This window comes from Stenotrophomonas sp. 89682_Sma, from assembly GCF_056481405.1.
Genome location: NZ_CM151147.1, coordinates 3,610,121 through 3,626,911, shown reverse-complemented (window position 1 = coordinate 3,626,911; position 16,791 = coordinate 3,610,121). Strand labels below are relative to the sequence as shown.

At 65.4% G+C, this 16,791-nt stretch carries 19 protein-coding genes; 15 read left to right on the top strand and 4 right to left on the bottom strand.

What is annotated here, in order from left to right; genetic code table 11:
* Positions 1-67: 67 nt before the first annotated feature.
* Genes nudE through ACZK29_RS16830 form a run of 4 tightly spaced genes read left to right on the top strand, consistent with a single transcriptional unit; the run spans position 68 to position 2,610 of the window.
* A complete protein-coding gene (gene nudE, locus ACZK29_RS16845) occupies positions 68-631 on the top strand; it encodes an ADP compounds hydrolase NudE (protein WP_111203652.1) in 564 nt (187 codons plus the stop codon).
* Positions 628-1,431 carry a 3'(2'),5'-bisphosphate nucleotidase CysQ gene (cysQ, locus tag ACZK29_RS16840; protein WP_099552045.1) on the top strand — a complete coding sequence of 268 codons (804 nt, stop codon included), beginning with the start codon at positions 628-630 and terminating at the stop codon, positions 1,429-1,431. Before nudE ends, cysQ begins: the two co-directional genes overlap by 4 nt.
* 13 nt (positions 1,432-1,444) lie before the next feature.
* Entirely contained in the window at positions 1,445-2,284 is an 840-nt protein-coding gene (mazG, locus tag ACZK29_RS16835) for a nucleoside triphosphate pyrophosphohydrolase (protein ID WP_111203653.1), read from the top strand.
* Positions 2,281-2,610 carry a YnfA family protein gene (locus ACZK29_RS16830; protein ID WP_010482716.1) on the top strand — a complete coding sequence of 110 codons (330 nt, stop codon included), beginning with the start codon at positions 2,281-2,283 and terminating at the stop codon, positions 2,608-2,610. Before mazG ends, ACZK29_RS16830 begins: the two co-directional genes overlap by 4 nt.
* A 48-nt stretch (positions 2,611-2,658) precedes the next feature.
* On the opposite strand, the gene ACZK29_RS16825 is transcribed toward ACZK29_RS16830, so the two are convergent.
* Positions 2,659-3,603 carry an IS481-like element ISStma3 family transposase gene (locus tag ACZK29_RS16825; RefSeq protein WP_478446270.1) on the bottom strand — a complete coding sequence of 315 codons (945 nt, stop codon included), beginning with the start codon at positions 3,601-3,603 and terminating at the stop codon, positions 2,659-2,661.
* A gap of 173 nt (positions 3,604-3,776) precedes the next feature.
* Here ACZK29_RS16825 and ACZK29_RS16820 point away from each other — a divergent pair, with 173 nt between their 5' ends.
* The 8 genes from ACZK29_RS16820 to ACZK29_RS16785 all read left to right on the top strand — a co-directional run bounded on the left by ACZK29_RS16820 (position 3,777) and on the right by ACZK29_RS16785 (position 10,301).
* The gene (locus ACZK29_RS16820) at positions 3,777-4,079 is read left to right on the top strand and encodes an Mpo1-like protein (RefSeq protein ID WP_478446269.1); all 303 of its coding nucleotides are present in this window, start codon (positions 3,777-3,779) and stop codon (positions 4,077-4,079) included.
* Between the two features lie 67 nt (positions 4,080-4,146).
* Positions 4,147-5,106: an SPFH domain-containing protein gene (locus ACZK29_RS16815; RefSeq protein ID WP_106551036.1), complete on the top strand. Its 960-nt coding sequence runs from the start codon at positions 4,147-4,149 to the stop codon at positions 5,104-5,106.
* Between the two features lies 1 nt (position 5,107).
* The gene (locus ACZK29_RS16810; RefSeq protein WP_043399171.1) at positions 5,108-5,542 is read left to right on the top strand and encodes an NfeD family protein; all 435 of its coding nucleotides are present in this window, start codon (positions 5,108-5,110) and stop codon (positions 5,540-5,542) included.
* A 157-nt stretch (positions 5,543-5,699) separates the two neighbouring features.
* Complete coding sequence (locus ACZK29_RS16805; RefSeq protein WP_019338990.1) at positions 5,700-5,993, top strand: transposase; 294 nt, start codon at positions 5,700-5,702, stop codon at positions 5,991-5,993.
* A complete protein-coding gene (locus ACZK29_RS16800) occupies positions 5,990-6,823 on the top strand; it encodes an IS3 family transposase (RefSeq protein ID WP_459048440.1) in 834 nt (277 codons plus the stop codon). The genes ACZK29_RS16805 and ACZK29_RS16800 overlap by 4 nt, the downstream gene beginning before the upstream one ends.
* A 583-nt stretch (positions 6,824-7,406) precedes the next feature.
* Complete coding sequence (gcvT, locus tag ACZK29_RS16795) at positions 7,407-8,519, top strand: glycine cleavage system aminomethyltransferase GcvT (RefSeq protein ID WP_106551335.1); 1,113 nt, start codon at positions 7,407-7,409, stop codon at positions 8,517-8,519.
* Positions 8,520-8,612: 93 nt separating this feature from the next.
* The gene (gene gcvH, locus ACZK29_RS16790) at positions 8,613-9,008 is read left to right on the top strand and encodes a glycine cleavage system protein GcvH (protein WP_005410701.1); all 396 of its coding nucleotides are present in this window, start codon (positions 8,613-8,615) and stop codon (positions 9,006-9,008) included.
* A 612-nt stretch (positions 9,009-9,620) separates the two neighbouring features.
* The gene (locus ACZK29_RS16785) at positions 9,621-10,301 is read left to right on the top strand and encodes a histone (protein WP_478446268.1); all 681 of its coding nucleotides are present in this window, start codon (positions 9,621-9,623) and stop codon (positions 10,299-10,301) included.
* Positions 10,302-10,421: 120 nt separating this feature from the next.
* On the opposite strand, the gene ACZK29_RS16780 is transcribed toward ACZK29_RS16785, so the two are convergent.
* On the bottom strand, positions 10,422-11,315 hold the full coding sequence (locus ACZK29_RS16780; protein ID WP_459048393.1) for a LysR substrate-binding domain-containing protein: 894 nt from the start codon (positions 11,313-11,315) through the stop codon (positions 10,422-10,424).
* 114 nt (positions 11,316-11,429) lie between these two features.
* On the opposite strand from ACZK29_RS16780, the gene ACZK29_RS16775 reads away from it, so the two are divergent.
* Entirely contained in the window at positions 11,430-12,188 is a 759-nt protein-coding gene (locus ACZK29_RS16775) for an SDR family NAD(P)-dependent oxidoreductase (protein WP_478446267.1), read from the top strand.
* Between the two features lie 165 nt (positions 12,189-12,353).
* Here ACZK29_RS16775 and ACZK29_RS16770 read toward each other — a convergent pair whose 3' ends face one another.
* The gene (locus ACZK29_RS16770; RefSeq protein WP_111110837.1) at positions 12,354-13,754 is read right to left on the bottom strand and encodes a serine hydrolase domain-containing protein; all 1,401 of its coding nucleotides are present in this window, start codon (positions 13,752-13,754) and stop codon (positions 12,354-12,356) included.
* Between the two features lie 286 nt (positions 13,755-14,040).
* On the opposite strand from ACZK29_RS16770, the gene ACZK29_RS16765 reads away from it, so the two are divergent.
* Together ACZK29_RS16765 and ACZK29_RS16760 are read left to right on the top strand one after the other, a co-directional pair.
* On the top strand, positions 14,041-15,369 hold the full coding sequence (locus ACZK29_RS16765; protein ID WP_478446266.1) for an NTP/NDP exchange transporter: 1,329 nt from the start codon (positions 14,041-14,043) through the stop codon (positions 15,367-15,369).
* Between the two features lie 76 nt (positions 15,370-15,445).
* Positions 15,446-15,796: a DUF1304 domain-containing protein gene (locus ACZK29_RS16760; RefSeq protein ID WP_478446265.1), complete on the top strand. Its 351-nt coding sequence runs from the start codon at positions 15,446-15,448 to the stop codon at positions 15,794-15,796.
* 504 nt (positions 15,797-16,300) lie between these two features.
* Here ACZK29_RS16760 and ACZK29_RS16755 read toward each other — a convergent pair.
* A complete protein-coding gene (locus tag ACZK29_RS16755; protein WP_111204766.1) occupies positions 16,301-16,768 on the bottom strand; it encodes a hotdog fold domain-containing protein in 468 nt (155 codons plus the stop codon).
* Between the last annotated feature and the right edge of the window lie 23 nt (positions 16,769-16,791).

The following is a 16,791-nucleotide window of genomic DNA, read 5'->3' as shown; positions in this document are numbered from 1 at the left end:
TGAACATGTTGCTGCCTGCACATTCTATCGGCCCCGGCGCTGGCGCCGGCCGCCGCGGAGATTCCGCATGAACGATGACCGTGCCGGCCGTCGCTTGCCGATCATCCATCGGATCACCGATGAGGAGAACGGCCCCTTCCAGCGCCAGCACCTGGACCTGGAGTTCTCCAACGGCGAACGCCGCCGCTTCGAGCGCCTGGTCAGCCGTGGCCACGGCGCGGTGGTGGTGGTGCCGATGCTGGATGACGAGACCGTGCTGCTGGTACGTGAATACGCCGCCGGCATGCACCGCTACGAACTGGGCCTGGTCAAGGGCCGGATCGACGGCGGCGAAACCCCCGAGCAGGCCGCCGACCGCGAGCTGAAGGAAGAAGCCGGTTACGGTGCGCGCCGGGTCGACGTGCTGCGCGCAATGACCCTTGCCCCGACCTATATGAGCCACCAGTCGTGGCTGGTGGTGGCACGTGACCTGTATCCGGAAAAGCTGGCCGGTGACGAGCCGGAAGAACTGGAAGTGGTGCCGTGGAAGCTGGCCGAACTGGACCAGCTGATGCTGCGCGAGGACTTCTCCGAGGGACGCTCGCTGGCGGCGCTGTTCATCGCGCGCCAGTGGCTGCAGGGAACGCGATGATCAAACTGACCACGGACCTGCGCGAGACCGCCATCGCCATCGCCCAGGAAGCCGGACAAGCCATCATGCAGGTGTATGCCGATGGGTTCGAGGTGCAGATCAAGGATGACAACAGCCCGGTTACCGCCGCCGACCTGGCCGCCAACCTCGTGATCGAGCAGGGCCTGCAGCAGCTGACTCCGGACCTGCCGATCCTGTCCGAGGAATCGGCGCAGGTGGGGTGGGAGCAGCGGCGCCACTGGGGCGCGTACTGGCTGGTTGATCCGCTCGACGGCACCCGCGAGTTCGTCAAGCGCAATGGCGAGTTCAGCGTCAACATTGCCCTGATCTACCAGGGCGCACCTGCCTTCGGCGTGGTGCTGGCCCCGGTCACCGGTATCGTCTGGCATGCCATGCGTGGCGAGCTGGCCTATCGCCGGCAGGGCCTGCACGACACCGTGCTGCGCACCCGCACGCCGGCCACCGCCCCGCTGCGCGTCGCCGCCAGCCGCTCGCACCGTTCGCCGGAAACCGAGGCGCTGCTGGCGCGCATGGGCCGCATCGAGACCATCGCGCAGGGCTCGTCGCTGAAATTCTGCCGGATCGCCGAAGGCGGCCTGGATGTCTACCCGCGGCTGGGCCCGACCTCCGAATGGGATACCGCTGCCGGCCAGTGCGTGCTGCATGCCGCCGGCGGCGCCGTGCTGTCGGCCGCGACCGGCAAGCCGTTCCGTTACAACCGCCGCGAAACCCTGTTGAACGGCGATTTCATTGCCCTTGGTGATACCAGCCTGCCATGGCGCGACTGGTTGTCCGACTGACCCTGGAGGCCGCATGAGCGCGCACGACACCCCCACCACCGGCAGCGCCGCCACCCATGAGCTGGAGCGCCTGCTGGCGATCATGGCGCGCCTGCGCGACCCGCAGGGCGGCTGCCCTTGGGACCTGGAGCAGAACTTCGCAACCATCGCACCATACACCATCGAGGAAGCCTACGAGGTGGCCGATGCGATCGATCGCGGCGATCTCGATGATCTTTGCGATGAACTGGGCGATCTGCTGCTGCAGGTGGTGTTCCATGCGCGCATGGCCGAAGAGCAGGGCAGCTTCGCCTTCGCAGACGTGGCCCGCGCGATCAGCAACAAGATGCAGCGCCGCCACCCGCACGTGTTCGCCGAGGTCAGCGTCGATGATGCCGACGGGGTGATGCGTAACTGGGAGGCGATCAAGCGCGCCGAGCGCGCCGCCAAGGGCGAGCAGGACACCTCCGCGCTGGCCGGCATCTCGCGCGGGCTGCCGGAATGGCAGCGGGCAGTGAAGCTGCAGTCGCGGGCGGCCAAGGTCGGCTTCGACTGGCCAGGCCCGCTGCCGGTGCTGGACAAGGCGGCCGAGGAACTGCAGGAACTGCGCGAAGAGTTCGAGCGCGGCGACATCGCCGGCAACAAGGCGCGCCTGCAGGAAGAGCTGGGTGACCTGCTGTTCGTCTGCGCCAACCTCGCCCGTCACGCCGATATCGACCTGGGTGCCGCGCTGCGCGGGGCCAACCACAAGTTCGAACGTCGCTTCCGTGCGATGGAAGCGCAGGCCGACGCGCAGGGTGAGGCGTTGGCCGCGATGGACCTGGATGCGCAGGAAGCGCTGTGGCAGCACGCCAAGGCAGCGGAGAAAGCGTGAAGACACTCGGCCTGTTCCTGCTGACCGCGCTGGCCGAGATCGTCGGCTGCTACCTGCCGTGGCTGTGGCTGCGCAAGGGCGGCAGCATCTGGCTGCTGCTGCCGGCGGCCGCCAGCCTGGCGCTGTTCGCCTGGCTGCTGACCCTGCACCCGACCGCCAGCGGCCGGGTCTATGCGGCCTACGGTGGCGTCTACATCGGCACCGCGCTGTTCTGGCTGTGGCTGGTCGATGGCATCCGTCCCAGCCGCTGGGACCTGTTCGGCGCCGCCCTGTGCCTGGCCGGCATGGCGGTGATCATGTTCGGGCCGCGCACCTCATCAGTGTAGAGCCGAGCCATGCCCGGCTGCTCTTCCTTCCGGCCGCGCTGGCATGCGCTAGCTGTGTAAACCCACTACGTTGTTCAGCGGCACTCTGGAGATAGGTGGCTGGCCGCCGATCGCCATATGGGGACGGTGCCAGTTGTAGTGGTGCAGCCATTGGCTCAACACGGAATTGCGCTGGTCCGAGGATGCGTACTCGCAGGCGTAAGCCCACTCGCGCAGGCTGGTCTGGATGAAGCGCTCGGCTTTGCCATTGGTCCGCGGCGTGTAGGGCTTGGTTCTGATGTGCTTGATCCCAAGGGATTTGAGCAGCGTGGCAAAGGCGGTGGAGCGATAGCAGGCACCGTTGTCGGTCAGGATCCGCTTGAAGGTGATTCCCAGGCTGGCGTAGTACTCCAGAGCGCCCAGCAACGCCTGGCAGGCGGTTTCGCCCTGTTCGTTGGGGTGGACGCTGCTGAAGGCGACCCGGGAGTGATCGTCAATGGCCACGTGGACGTAGCCCCAGCCACCGCCAGCGGTATTTCCCCGGCGTTTGGCATCGGTTCTGTGCCCTGGCCGCTGGAAGTTGCCCAGCTTCTTGATGTCCAGGTGCAGCAGCCCTCCGGGCTGATCGTATTCGTATCGGATGACCTCCTTGGGCGGATCAAGCCGACACAGCCGATTGAGGCCGTGGGCGCGCATCAGCCTTGAAATCGTACTGTGGCCGACCCCCAGCGCCTTGGAGATGGTCAGGTAGGTCTGCCGCTTACGGCGATGCTCCTTGATCTGCTCGACTACCGGAGCAGGTGTGGCATGCGGCGTCTGGTGAGGCCGTGAGCTGCGGTTTTCCAGCCCCGGTGCCCCGAACTGGCGGAATCGGGCCAGCCACTTGTAGGCCGTACGCACACTTACGCCACACGCTTGAGCTGCTTCTTCCGGGCGTAAGCCCTCGTGGAGGATACGGTGGACCAGAAGCGCTCGACTAAACGTCGTCAAACGGGCATTTTTATGATTGTTCATCCGGGCTCTTTGGGGGCTGGAACGGTGTGGTAACCACCATTTTCCAAAGATGTCCCGGATGAACAACGTACAGAGAGATCACAGCTAGCCGAGCATGGCTCGGCTCTACAAGGGCAGCGATCTCTTCCCGGAAGGTGCATGATGGGGGCGCCCCTGGTCCCCGGAGCACGCGCATGTCCCGCTTCGCCAGCTTCCGCGAGTTCTATCCGTTCTACCTCAGCGAGCACCGCCACCCGGCGTCGCGCCGCCTGCACTTCATCGGCAGCTGCGGGGTGCTGCTGCTGGTTGCGGCGGCGATCCTGCGCGGGCAAGCCATCCTGGTGCTTGCCGCACTGTTCTGTGGTTACGGCTTCGCCTGGGTCGGTCATTTCTTTTTCGAGAAGAACCGTCCGGCGACATTCCAGCATCCGCTGTACTCGTTCATGGGCGACTGGGTGATGTTCACCGACATCCTGCGCCGGCGCGTGCCCTGGTAGCGGCCGCTGTGTAGGCCGCCCTCACGCGCTATGCTGGGGCCTGGACGCCATAGATAAGGAAAGCGCCATGTTCCCGACCATGTTCTTTACCGTGGTACTGGCCTTCGTGGCCGTGGTGATCCTGTTCAAGGCGGTGCGGATGGTGCCGCAGGGATACGAATGGACCGTCGAGCGCTTCGGGCGCTACACGCACACCATGACCCCCGGCCTGCACTTCCTGATCCCGATCGTGTACGGGGTCGGGCGCAAGGTGAACATGATGGAGCAGGTGCTGGACGTGCCCAGCCAGGAAGTGATCACCAAGGACAACGCTGCCGTACGCGTGGACGGCGTGGTGTTCTTCCAGGTGCTGGACGCGGCCAAGGCGGCCTATGAGGTAGCCAATCTGGAAGTGGCGATGATCGCCCTGGTGCAGACCAACATCCGTACCGTGATCGGTTCGATGGACCTGGATGAATCGCTCAGCCAGCGCGAGGTGATCAACGCCCAGCTGCTGAGCGTGGTCGACCATGCCACCAACCCGTGGGGCGTGAAGGTCAACCGCATCGAGATCCGCGACATCCAGCCACCGCGCGACCTGCTGGATGCGATGGCGCGGCAGATGAAGGCCGAGCGCGAGAAGCGCGCGCAGATTCTGGAAGCCGAAGGCTCGCGGCAGTCGGAGATCCTGCGTGCCGATGGCGAGAAGCAGGCCACCGTGCTCGAGGCCGAAGGCCGGCGCGAAGCCGCGTTCCGCGACGCCGAGGCGCGTGAGCGCCTGGCCGAAGCCGAAGCGATGGCGACCAAGGTGGTGTCGGCGGCGATTGCCGAAGGCGACGTGCAGGCGATCAACTACTTTGTTGCCCAGAAGTACGTGGAAGCGTTCAAGGAGCTGGCCAGCTCGCCGAACCAGAAGCTGGTGCTGATGCCGATGGAGGCCAGCGGCGTGATCGGTTCGATCGCCGGCGTGGCCGAACTGGCCAAGCAGGCACTGGGCGACCAGAACACCAAGGCTGCGGGCAAGCGGCCGCCGCCGATTGGAGGCTGACATGCGCTGGGAAGTCGTGGGCTGGGGCGCGTTGGCATTGCTGCTGTTCGCCGCCGAGGCACTGGCGCCGGGCGCGTTCATGCTGTGGATCGGCATCGGCGCGGCCGCCGTGTTCGTGCTGGTGGCCGTGTTCAGCGGCATTCCATTGCTGTGGCAGGTCGTTGCCTTCGTCGTGCTGAGCGTGGTCTCGATCCAGTGCTACCGGCGCTGGGGCAAGGCAAGGGCGCGACCCAGCGATGCACCGTTGCTCAACCGCCGCGCCGAGCAGCTGGTCGGACGGGTGGTGCCATTGCAGCAGGGCATCATCGGCGGGCAGGGCCGGGTCAGCATCGATGATGCGTACTGGCAGGTCAGTGGGCCGGAACTGCAGGCCGGCAGCCTGGTGCGGGTGGTGGCGGTGCAGGGCAGCACGCTGGTGGTCGAAGCGGTGGCCTAGGGTTTCAGCCAACGGCGCAGCCCCTCGTGGGTTGGTCGCTGAAAGCAGCAGCTCGTTAGGCCGGGCGGGTTGGGTTCGCGGGACACGCCGTAAACCTGTGGTGGTCTAATCAACTTGGACACTCGATAGGATCAATTTCGAGCATCGAGGTAGACCCATGGCAAAACAGATCACTCAGGGCATGAGGGATGAGGCGGTTCGCCTTGTCGTTGTGGAGGGGCAGACAGTCAGGGACGTCTGCCAGCTGATGGATGTCGGCCCGACGGCGCTGAGGCGCTGGATCGAGCAATGGCGTCGGAAGCATGACCCTCAGGCCGAGGCACCGCCCGTGGATGCCCAAGTCAGAATCGCCGAGCTGGAGGCCCAGAATCGCAGGCTCAAGGAGGAGCGCGACCTGCTAAAAAAATCCATCGCCTTCTTCATTCGGGACAGCGATCACCGGAACAGGTGATCCAGGAATTGGGGAAGGTCGCTCCGATCCGGTTGGTGTGTCAGTTGATGGACTATCCCCGTAGCAGCTACTACGCCTGGCTGCACCGGGAGCCCCGGATTGACCGGGCGCTGCTGGCCCAGGTTGATCTGGTTCGTCGCATTCATCAGTCCCATCGGGGGAGCTGTGGCTCTCGCAAGATGGCCAGGGAGCTGACCAACCGCGGCCTACCCATGGGGCGCTACCGCGCCCGGACGCTGATGCGCCGAGCCGGTGTCAGGGCGCGACAGCACCGGCGGCACAAGTACCACAGCCTTGGGCCGCAGGCACTGACGGCGCCCAACGTGTTGGAACGCCAATTCAACCCGGCGGCCCCCAACCAGGTCTGGGCAGGGGATATCACCTACATCCCGACCCAGCAAGGCTGGCTCTATCTGGCCATCGTGGTGGATCTGTTTGCCCGCCGGATCGTGGGCTGGGCCCACTCTCACGAAGGGGATGCCTGGCTGGCCGTCAGAGCCCTGCGCGGGGCGCTGAAACAGCGTCGTCCCAACGGGCGACTACTTTTCCACTCGGATCAAGGTCGGCAGTACACCAGCCATGCCATGGCCGAAATCCTGCGTGACAACGGCATCACCCAGAGCATGAGCCGGAAGGGCAACTGCTGGGACAACGCGGTGGTGGAACGGGTTTTCGCCACCCTCAAAGGGGAATGGCTTTACTCCAAATACCCTACTCGACAGGAGGCGGCAGCAGACATCGAGCAGTTCGTGGACTGGTACAACCACCGTCGGCTACACAGTGCCAACGGCCTTGTGCCACCTGCGCTTTGTGAAGAGCAGGTGGCCTGAACTCCCTTTGGGAGTGTCCAAAAATACTGGACCACCACAACCCATCCATGGGGGCTCGATGGCGCCATCCATGGCGCCAACGGTCCCGCGAACCCAACCCGCCCGACCTCTGACGGTTTCCGTGCGCGTCCAGCCCACGGAAAAGAAATAAAAGCGAGAAGCAAAAGCCGGTCGCTGCGCTCGCGGGTCATGGCCGGGGTGGGATTTCTTTTCCGCAGGAAAAGAAATCCCACCCCTCTCCTTATATGTAGCGATATCCACAACCGCTCTTGCCTTCCGTCCCGTCACCGGGAACTCCGGAAGGGAGGGGCAGCGTGGGCGCGCGGGGGTGTCCGCGGCATGGATGCCGCGGCCAAGCCCCCAGGGATGGGTTTACGGCGTCCCCCGCGTGCCCACGCCGCTCCGACCAAGCCGAAAGAACCCAGAGCCGACACGCTTCGGCTTTGCGCTTTGCGCTCTGGCTTGTAGAAAGCGCCCGCCGGCCGCAGGCCGGCCAACATCCCCCACTGCGCTGCGGCGCGACCTGCGGGCGACCGATCTGGGATAATGGGGATTCTTGTTTCCTCTGCTGCCGGACCCGGTCATGACCCAGAAGACGCTGCTCAACGATACCCACCGCGCCCTTGGCGCCAAGATGGTCGATTTCGGGGGTTGGGACATGCCCATCCACTACGGCTCGCAGCTGGACGAGCACCACCTGGTGCGTCGCGAGTCGGGTGTGTTCGACGTCAGCCACATGACCGTGGTCGACCTGCGCGGTGACCAGGTCAAGCCGTTCCTGCGCCGCCTGCTGGCCAACTCGGTCGACAAGCTGAAGGTGCCGGGCAAGGCGCTGTACTCGTGCATGCTGAATCCGCGCGGCGGCGTCATCGACGACCTGATCGTCTACTACCTGGGCGACGATTTCTTCCGCATGGTGGTCAACGCCTCCACCCGCGAAAAGGACCTGGCCTGGCTGCGCGAGCAGGCCGCGCCGTTCGGCGTCAGCGTCGAGCAGCGCCCGGACCTGGCCATCCTGGCCGTGCAGGGCCCGCAGGCGCGCGGGATCGTGATCGGCCTGGCCCGCGAATCCGAGCGCGAGGCGCTGACCAAGCTGGGCCGCTTCGCCGCCCTGCAGGTGCAGTCCGACGACGGCGTCGAGCTGTTCGTCGCCCGCACCGGTTACACCGGCGAAGACGGCTTCGAAATCCTGCTGCCGCAGGATGCCGTGGTCGCGTTCTGGAACCGTCTGCTGGCGGCGGGCGTGAAGCCGGCCGGCCTCGGCGCGCGCGACACCCTGCGCCTGGAAGCCGGCATGAACCTGTACGGCCAGGACATGGACGAAGAGATCAGCCCGTATGAAGCGGCGCTGGCCTGGACGGTGTCGCTGGACGAAGGCCGCGACTTCATCGGCCGCGACGTGCTGGAAGCGCAGAAGGCTGCCGGCACCGCACGCCAGATGATCGGCCTGGTGATGGACGAGAAGGGCGTGCTGCGCCACGGCCAGGCGGTGACCACCGCGGGTGGCCAGGGCGAGATCCTGTCCGGCACCTTCTCGCCGACCCTGGCCAAGGGCATCGCCTTCGCCCGTGTACCGGCCGGTGAACTCGGCGAAGTCACCGTCGACATCCGCGGCCGGCAGGTGCCGGTGCGCGTGGTCAAGTTCCCGTTCGTGCGCGAAGGCCAGGCCCAGCCCGGCGTGCTCGCCGACGCCTGATCCGAACATGCCGGTCGTCACTGACAGCAGTGGCGGCCGGTTGGTTACACTAGCCCCGTTTTTTCCACCCCTGCATATCTCTGGAGCAGTCCCATGAGCGAGATCCCCGGCGACCTCAAGTTCCTCAAGTCCCATGAGTGGGCCCGTGTCGAAGGCAATGGCCGCGTCACCGTCGGTATTTCCGACCACGCCCAGGGCCTGCTGGGTGACCTGGTCTACGTCGAACTGCCGGAAGTCGGCGCCGACGCCAAGGCCGGCGAACAGATCGCCGTAGTCGAGTCGGTGAAGGCCGCCTCGGACGTCTACAGCCCGATCAGCGGCAAGGTCGTCGAGGTCAACTCGGCCCTGTCCGACAAGCCGGAAACCATCAACGAAGATGCCTACGGCGAAGGCTGGATGTTCGTGGTCGAACTGACCAACGCTGAAGAGGTCAACGAGCTGCTGGACCCGGACGCGTACGCCGAAGCCCTGGAGAACGACGACCACTGAGTCGTCGTTTCCGGGTTCTGCAACGGCCACCTTCGGGTGGCCGTTTTTGTTTTGGCGAGTACGTCGGCTCATGACGCAGGGTTTGCTGCGCGCCCTCGACGCGGCATCAGCAGACCCGCGAACGGTACCGAGGGGCGTGCGCAGTTTTGCGCAAATCCGCGTTTCCACCCCGCACCGACGCGTCCGGATGTGAAAACTTTTCGCCCCCCGTTGCGGTGCCGTTGTGCTGGCGTTGGTGGGGGCGGCGACCGCTGCTGGCGATGCGAGCATGCAGTGGCCGCCAACATGCATGCATCTGCGCGGAGTGCTTATTTCAAGTGCTTTTTGTTCAACGCTTGCGTCGTTGTCGTTGCAGGTAACGTGCGTGCGTGGCGCTTTGGTGGTCGTCGAAGGCGGAGCGTGGCGACCGTGCAGGCAACACCGTGGATGGCGCGGATGTGAAAATTTTTCGCGGGGGTTGTTGACAGTAAAAAAAACCGTGATTAGGTTTCGCCTCAGCAGACCTTGCCTGCCCAACCGAGTGCGCAGAATCAATCGTCCGATGCGAAGCAGCCCCTTCAAGACCACCGCGACCCTGATGACGGTGGACATGGCCCCGCTTCCCCCGGAGAAATGCAAGGCACCTCCCGTTCCGATGCCCGCTCCGCCGATCGAGGCGGGCATTGCCGTATCCGTAACGGCGCGCCTGACGCGCCGGCGGTCCCCGCACGCAGCATCCGCGGGTTTGATCCACCTGGGCGTTTCAACTCCCTATCACTGACGAGGAGCCATCCCATGGCAACCAAGAAAGCTGCGAAGAAGAAGCCCGCCGCCAAGAAAGCGGTGAAGAAGGTCGCGAAGAAGGCCGCTGCCAAGAAGGCAGTGAAGAAGGTCGCGAAGAAGGCGACCGCCAAGAAGGCAGTGAAGAAGGCTGCGAAGAAGGTCGCCAAGAAGACCACTGCGAAGAAGGCAGTGAAGAAGGCGGCAAAGAAGGTAGCCAAGAAGTCCACTGCCAAGAAGGCCGTCAAGAAGACCGCGAAGAAGGCCGTCAAGAAGGTAGCCAAGAAGGCCACCAAGAAGACTGCCAAGAAGGCAACGGCCCGCAAGCCTGCCAAGAAGGTCGCGAAGAAGGCGACTGCCAAGAAGGCCGTCAAGAAGACTGCCAAGAAGGCAGTAAAGAAGACCGCGAAGAAGGCCACCAAGAATGCTGCCCCGAAGAAGGCAGCGAAGAAGGTTGCCAAGCGCAAGCCGGCCGCCCGCAAGAAGAAGGCCGCTCCGGTCGCTCTGCCGGCAACCCCGGCGCCGCTGATCTAAGTACTTCCCGATAGCCGCATCCTGAAACCCCCTTCCCTGGCTGCCCAGCGGGGAGGGGGTTTTTTTATGGGGCCATTTGCAGCGTCGAGCCATGCTCGACTGCCTTTCCGATAGTTGACGCTAGCGGTGCGGCGCCGGTGGAAAGCGCTCCATCAGGAAATCGATGAAGCTGCGCAGGCGGGTCGAGTGGTAGCGGTCGTGGGCATAGACCACGTGCATCGGCCGGCCGGTCTGGCCATGCTCCGGGAACAGCTGCACCAGGCGCCCGGCTTCGACGTCGGCAGCCAGCAGCAGTGCCGATTGCAGCACGATGCCCAGCCCATGCAGCGCCGCCGTACGCAGCGCTTCGCCGTTGTTGATCTGCAGGCGACCTGTGGGCACATGGTCGAGCCTGCCAACATCGGCCTGCAGCCACTGCGCCAGTGCGCTGGGTTCGAAGGACAGGCATTGGTGCCGGGAAAGTGCCTGCAGGTCGGAAGGCGTACCGTGCCGGGCGAGGTATCCGGGCGAGGCGCACATCATCAATCGATAGGGTGTCAGCGCACGGGCGACCAGCGCGCTGCTGTCAGCCAGCGTACCGATTCGCAGGGCGGCTTCGAAACCTTCTTCGGGGAGATTGACGACGCGGTCGGTCAGCACCGCGTCGACACGCACGTCGGGGTAGTACGCCATGTAATCGGCCAACGCCGGCAGCAGTGCATGCGTGCCGAAGATCACCGGCGCGCTGATGCGCAGCGTGCCTGCCGGTGCCAGGTGCTGGTGCTGGGCCTGCGCATCGGTTTCCTCCACCAGCCGCAGGATCTCCCTGCAGCGGGCGTAGTAGTCCTCGCCGAACGGCGTCATGTGCTGGCGCCGGGTGGTACGACTGAGCAACTGCATGCCGAGCCGCGCCTCCAATGCACGCAGGTGCTTGCCGGCCATCGTTGCGGAGATGTCCAGTGCTGCCGCCGCAGCGCTGAGGCTACCCTTGTCCACGATCAGCACGTAGACCTGCATGCTTTCCAGCAGGTTCATCTGACACTCCGGGTGTTGAATGCTGAAACCTGTGCGGAGTTTATCAATCAGGGGTGATCAAACAGCATGCACCGCACGGGCCGGATCCACCGGCCGCGCTGACAGGAGAACACCATGGATTTGAACCTTGAGGGACGCACCGCGCTGGTCACCGGGGCGGGCAGTGGCATCGGTGCCGCTGTCGCCAGGCAACTGGCCGCGCAGGGCGTGCGTGTCGCCATCTCGTCACGACGGCAGGCACCGCTGCAGGCGCTGGCGGCGGAGATCGAAGCGGCGGGCGCACCCGCGCCGGTCATCCTGCTGGGCGATGTCACCGACGCTGGGGACGTGCGCCGCATCGCCGACGCCGCACTGGCGGCGTTGCAGCGGGTGGACATCCTGGTCAATGCAGCTGGCGGCTCGCGGCCAACGACCGTTGATGCAGCCGATACGATCTGGGAGGAGGCATTGGCCCTGAACTTCTCTGCCGCACGACGGCTGACCCAGGCACTGCTGCCGGCGATGCAGGCGCAGGGATGGGGGCGGGTGATCAACTTCAGCGGTTCGATGGAGCCGCGCGCGGTGAACGCGGCCACGGCGGCGAAGGCGGCGCTGCATCTGTGGAGCAAGGGCCTGTCGTCCGAAGTGGCCGGGCAGGGCATCACGGTGAATGCAATCGCGCCGGGACGGATCAACAGCCCGCAGATCCTCGACCGCCTGCATCCCACCGAAGAAAGCCGACACGAATTCATTGCGCGCAACATTCCGATCGGGCGCTTCGGCGAGCCGGAGGAGGTGGCGCCGCTGGTGGCCTTCCTGGCTTCGCCGCTGGCCGGCTACATCACCGGCGCGGTGATTCCAGTGGACGGCGGCATGCACTACTTCGCGCACTAGCGCTGCGGAGCTGTAGAGCCGAGCCCATGCTCGGCTGCTTTTCGCATCGGTAGAGTCGAGCCATGCTCGACTGCTTGAATCAGCCGAGCGTGGCTCGGCTCTACAGGAAAAACGAAAAGGGCGACCCATGGGCCGCCCTTCATGCTTACCGTCGAGCCCGCCAGATCAGCGTGGTGACGCCACCGCGCGGTTGCTCGAGGCACCCTTGCCCTTGCGCTTGTCCTGCTGCGCCGGGCTTGCGCCTTCGGCCATCAGGTTGTCGCTGCCGAAGTCGGTGTCCACATCCAGCCAGCGCTGTGCCGGCAGGCCGAGTGCGGAATCGAGCACGGTCGGCAGCAGGCCGCTGGGCAGGCCGCTTTCGCCATTCCACATGATGGCGATGCCGAGATCGCGTTCCGGCACCAATGCCACCAGGCCGCGGTAGCCCTGCACGGCGCCGGCATGGAACACCACGTCGTGGCCGGCATAGTCGAAGGTGCGCCAGCCCAGTGCGTAGCCGGCCGAATGCAGGCGCTCGCGGCGCCAGCCCGAACGCATCTCACCGGGGGTGTTGATCAGGCTGGAGTGCAGGGTGGCCAGCAGCGGCGCCGGCAGCACGTCAGGGCGGTGTCCGGTGTGGGCGAGCAGCCACTGCGCCATGTCGCTGGCGCTGGCATTGACGCCGGCAGCCGGGGCGACGCGGTAGTAGGTCGGCTTCGGCGTCAGCGACACCCAGCCATTGCGGCTGCGCACGTGGGGACGCGCCCAGCGCGAGCTGGCCTGGATCCCGGCTAGGCCGAGGCTGGCATCGTTCATGCCCAGCGGCTTGAAGATGCGGCGCTCGACCGACTGTTCGTAGAAGCTGCCGGAAGCGGCGTAGACAACGTCGCCGATCAGGCTGAAGGCCACGTTCTGGTAGGCGTAGCAGTCGCCCGGCAGGCACTTCAGGCTGGTGTTGGCCAGCTTCTGGGTCAGCGAGTAGTACTCGGCGTTGCCTTCGATGTCGCGGTCGTAGGCGTTGTACGGCAGGCCGACGCGATGGCTGAGCACGTCGGCCACCGTCAGGCGGTCGGTGGCTTCGGGCGAGTTGAGACGGAAGCCCGGCACGTAATCGGTGACCTTGCTGTCCCAGCGCAGCGTGCCGTCGTTGACCAGCAGGCCGGCCATGGTGCCGGCGAACGCCTTGGACAGTGATGCCAGGCGGAACACGGTGTGCGCATCGACCGGCAGCGGATTGTTGACGTCAGTGACGCCATAGCCGCGCGCGCTGAGGATGCGGCCGCCCTGCACGATGGCCACGGCCATGCCTGGCACGCGCTCGCCATAGGTGAGCTGCTGCGCCATCGATTCGATGTTGGCGACGTTGAAGCCTGCGGCGGGCGCCTGCACCTGCGGGACCAGGCCGGTGCGGTAGGCCGCCGGTTGGGTGTGGGCGACGGCGGAGGCCGCAGCGGACTCGATGTTGGCCGGCATCGGTGGCAACGGTGGCGGGGTCTGCGCGGTGGTGGACAAGGCAACAGGCATCAACATGCCCAGCAAACCGGTGGCCGCCGAACGGATCGGACGACGCAGGCTGTTCTTTTTCATCGGTTGGACCCGTGCGCGACTGCTGATGGCGATTCTAGCGCCGCTTTTCCTCTGTGCACAAACAAAGCGAAGATGAATGCGCATCTCGTTGAAAAAGTTGGAATTTTGACGCCCCCGAAGCGTGTATCGGAACGTGTCATCCGGGCCCGGTCATGACACTGCGTTGCAGCCTTCAAACGGTCACCTGCTGGCGATGTTGCAGTGCATTGGATAACGTACGCGCTTCCCCGCCCCCGGAGCCTGCCATGCCGCTGTCCAACCGCCGTCTTCAGGCGAGGGACACCGCGTGAGTGCGGTACGGGGGAAAGGGCCGCTGCAGGGCCTGACGGCGGCGCTGCGCGAGTCACCGGCGCTGTGGTGGTCGTTCCTGTACTTCTTCTGCCTGCTCAGCGGCTACTACGTGCTGCGCCCGGTGCGCGAGGCGATGGCGGCTTCCGCGGACCTGGAAACAGTGTTCCCGCCCGTGCTGATTGCCTGGTTCGAGAGTCACGGCATCGCGCTGAAAGACTTCGTGCTGCAGTTCCTGTTCTCCTGCGTGTTCGTGATCATGCTGGTGCTGCAGCCGGTCTACGGCTGGCTGGTCAGCCGCTTCCCGCGTCGGGTGTTCCTGCCGGCGGTGTATGGCTTCTTCATCGTGACCCTACTTGGCTTCTACATGATGTTCGACAGCGGCGTGCCGGGCCGTGGCATGGCCTTCTTCTTCTGGATCACCGTCTTCAACCTGTTCGCGGTGGCGGTGTTCTGGAGCTTCATGGCCGACGTGTTCTCCAATGCGCAGGCCCGGGCCTTCTACGGATACATTGGCGCGGCAGGCACCATCGGTGCCTTCCTCGGCCCGATCATCACCAGTGCGCTGGTACAGCGTGTGGGCATCGCCAACCTGATGCTGGTGTCGGCCGGTTTCCTTGCCATCTGCCTGTTGAGCATCTGGAGGCTGCGGCACTGGGCGGTGCTTCGTGAGCAGGAACAGCAGTTGGTGTCGGGCGAAAAACCGATGGGCGGCAGTGTGCTCGATGGCCTCAAGCTGATCGTTCGCGAACCCCTGCTGCGTTGGCTGGCGATCATGGTGGTGTTCGGCGTGGGCGTGGGAACGCTGCTCTACAACCAGCAGGCTGCCATCGTGCGTGCGGCGTTCACCGACCCGGCAGCGAGCACCGCGTTCTTCTCGCGAATCGACCTGGCAGTGAATGCGCTGGCGTTGTTGATGCAGCTGGGCCTGACCCGCTGGCTGTTGTCCCGCCACGGGATCGCACTGGCGCTGCTGATTCCCGGCTTCGCGATCCTGATCGGCTTCTCGGTGCTGGCCGCTTCGCCGATGCCCCTGCTGGTGGCGGTGGTGCAGGTGATGACCCGCGCAAGCGAGTTCGCACTGGCCAAGCCGGCCCGCGAAACCATCTACACCCGCGTGGACCGCCAGTGGCGCTACAAGGCCGGCGCAGCCATCGACACCGTGGTCTACCGCGGTGCGGATCTGAGCTTTGCCTGGGTGCACAAGGGCCTGTCATTGTTCGGCTCGCATGTGGTGTTCATCGGCGGCATGCTGGTGGCCGCGTGCATGACCGCCGCCGCGTTTGGCGTGCTGCGCGAAGAAAAGAAGCTGCCGCGCGACCGCTGATGTTCCGGGGTCAGATTCCTTTCCCAGGAGTAAAGGAATCTGACCCCATTCTCCTTACCTGTCCAAGGAACCGCCCATGTACTGGATCGCACTCGCCCTGACGCTGCTGGTCGCCCTTCTGCACGTCTATTTCCTGGCACTGGAGATGTTCCTGTGGACCCGCCCGCTGGGCTTGAAGACGTTCCGCAACACGCCGGAGAAAGCGGAGACCACGCGCGTGCTGGCGGCCAACCAGGGCCTGTACAACGGCTTCCTGGCGGCAGGCATCGTGGTGGGGCTGGTGATCGGGCAGCCGGTGCTGGTGACGTTCTCGCTGGCCTGCGTGGTGGTGGCCGGGTGCTATGGCGCCTACAGCGTGAGCCGCCGCATTTTCATGATCCAGGCGGTGCCTGCGATCCTGGCGTTGGTTCTTCGCGCGGTGGCGTAGTTTCCAGCCAACGGCGCAGCCCCTCGTGGGTTGGTCGCGGAATGCTTGTCATGGGGTTGGCCGGGCGGGTTGGGTTCGCGGGGGACGCCGCAAGTACGTCCCTGTAGGCTTGGCCGCGGCATCCATGCCGCGGACACCCCCGCGAACCCAACCCGCCCGGCCCCTGACAGGTTCCGTGTGCGGCCAGCCCACGGAGAAGGAAAAAGAAGATCAAGGGCAACAGCGGGTCGCTGCGCTCGTGGGTTCTGCGCGCATGAAAAAAGCGGCCGAAGGGCCGCTTTTGCTTTTGCTCTTGCTCTTCTTTTTCTCTTCCGTGGGTGGACGCCACAGAGATCTGTCAGAGGTCGGAGGGGTGGGGCCGGGCGGGGTATCCGCGCCATGGATGGCGCGGCTAAGCCTACACGGACGTACTTGCGGCGTCCCCGCCCGGCCCCACCCCTCCGGCCCAGCCGATAAACCGCATTTCGCGACCCACCCACGAGGGGCTGCGCCGTTCGCGGGAACTTACTTCGCCGGCGACATCCACATGTCGATGACCGCGCTGAACACTTCCGTCCCCGCGCGGTCGCGCACGCTCACCGTCACCGGCAGCGCATAGCCCTCGGCCGCGACGACAATCGGCTGTGCCGGCAGCGCCACCGCCTGCAGCGTGCCGCGCGCCTTGGCCAGGTACTGCACCTGCATGCCCTTCGGAATCCAGCGCATGCCCTTCGGCAGCGACGCGTCGACCATCAGTCCGGCGGTCAGTTCCGCCAGGTTGCACATCGCGATCGCGTGCACCGTGCCGATGTGGTTGCGCACCCTGCGGCGGTCGGCCAGTGTGCCTTCGCAGCGGCCGTGCTCCAGGCGCGTGATGCGCGGGGCGATGCTGGCGAAGTAGGGCGCCTTGAAGCAGACCGCGCGCGAGAACAGCCAGGTGCCGGCAGGCCAGCGTTGCAGCCGGTGGTAGAGCGAGAGCAGGGGCGTGGACATGGTCGGTGTTCCGGTCGTCGGAT

What these genes read in the sequence shown, in the direction of transcription:
- nudE (WP_111203652.1), top strand. Translation starts at nt 68, where the DNA reads ATGAACGATGACCGTGCCGGCCGTCGCTTGCCGATCATCCATCGGATC.
- cysQ (WP_099552045.1), top strand. Translation starts at nt 628, where the DNA reads ATGATCAAACTGACCACGGACCTGCGCGAGACCGCCATCGCCATCGCC.
- mazG (WP_111203653.1), top strand. Translation starts at nt 1,445, where the DNA reads ATGAGCGCGCACGACACCCCCACCACCGGCAGCGCCGCCACCCATGAG.
- ACZK29_RS16825 (WP_478446270.1), bottom strand. Translation starts at nt 3,603, where the DNA reads ATGAACAATCATAAAAATGCCCGTTTGACGACGTTTAGTCGAGCGCTT.
- ACZK29_RS16820 (WP_478446269.1), top strand. Translation starts at nt 3,777, where the DNA reads ATGTCCCGCTTCGCCAGCTTCCGCGAGTTCTATCCGTTCTACCTCAGC.
- ACZK29_RS16815 (WP_106551036.1), top strand. Translation starts at nt 4,147, where the DNA reads ATGTTCCCGACCATGTTCTTTACCGTGGTACTGGCCTTCGTGGCCGTG.
- ACZK29_RS16810 (WP_043399171.1), top strand. Translation starts at nt 5,108, where the DNA reads ATGCGCTGGGAAGTCGTGGGCTGGGGCGCGTTGGCATTGCTGCTGTTC.
- ACZK29_RS16805 (WP_019338990.1), top strand. Translation starts at nt 5,700, where the DNA reads ATGGCAAAACAGATCACTCAGGGCATGAGGGATGAGGCGGTTCGCCTT.
- gcvT (WP_106551335.1), top strand. Translation starts at nt 7,407, where the DNA reads ATGACCCAGAAGACGCTGCTCAACGATACCCACCGCGCCCTTGGCGCC.
- gcvH (WP_005410701.1), top strand. Translation starts at nt 8,613, where the DNA reads ATGAGCGAGATCCCCGGCGACCTCAAGTTCCTCAAGTCCCATGAGTGG.
- ACZK29_RS16785 (WP_478446268.1), top strand. Translation starts at nt 9,621, where the DNA reads ATGCAAGGCACCTCCCGTTCCGATGCCCGCTCCGCCGATCGAGGCGGG.
- ACZK29_RS16780 (WP_459048393.1), bottom strand. Translation starts at nt 11,315, where the DNA reads ATGAACCTGCTGGAAAGCATGCAGGTCTACGTGCTGATCGTGGACAAG.
- ACZK29_RS16775 (WP_478446267.1), top strand. Translation starts at nt 11,430, where the DNA reads ATGGATTTGAACCTTGAGGGACGCACCGCGCTGGTCACCGGGGCGGGC.
- ACZK29_RS16770 (WP_111110837.1), bottom strand. Translation starts at nt 13,754, where the DNA reads ATGAAAAAGAACAGCCTGCGTCGTCCGATCCGTTCGGCGGCCACCGGT.
- ACZK29_RS16760 (WP_478446265.1), top strand. Translation starts at nt 15,446, where the DNA reads ATGTACTGGATCGCACTCGCCCTGACGCTGCTGGTCGCCCTTCTGCAC.
- ACZK29_RS16755 (WP_111204766.1), bottom strand. Translation starts at nt 16,768, where the DNA reads ATGTCCACGCCCCTGCTCTCGCTCTACCACCGGCTGCAACGCTGGCCT.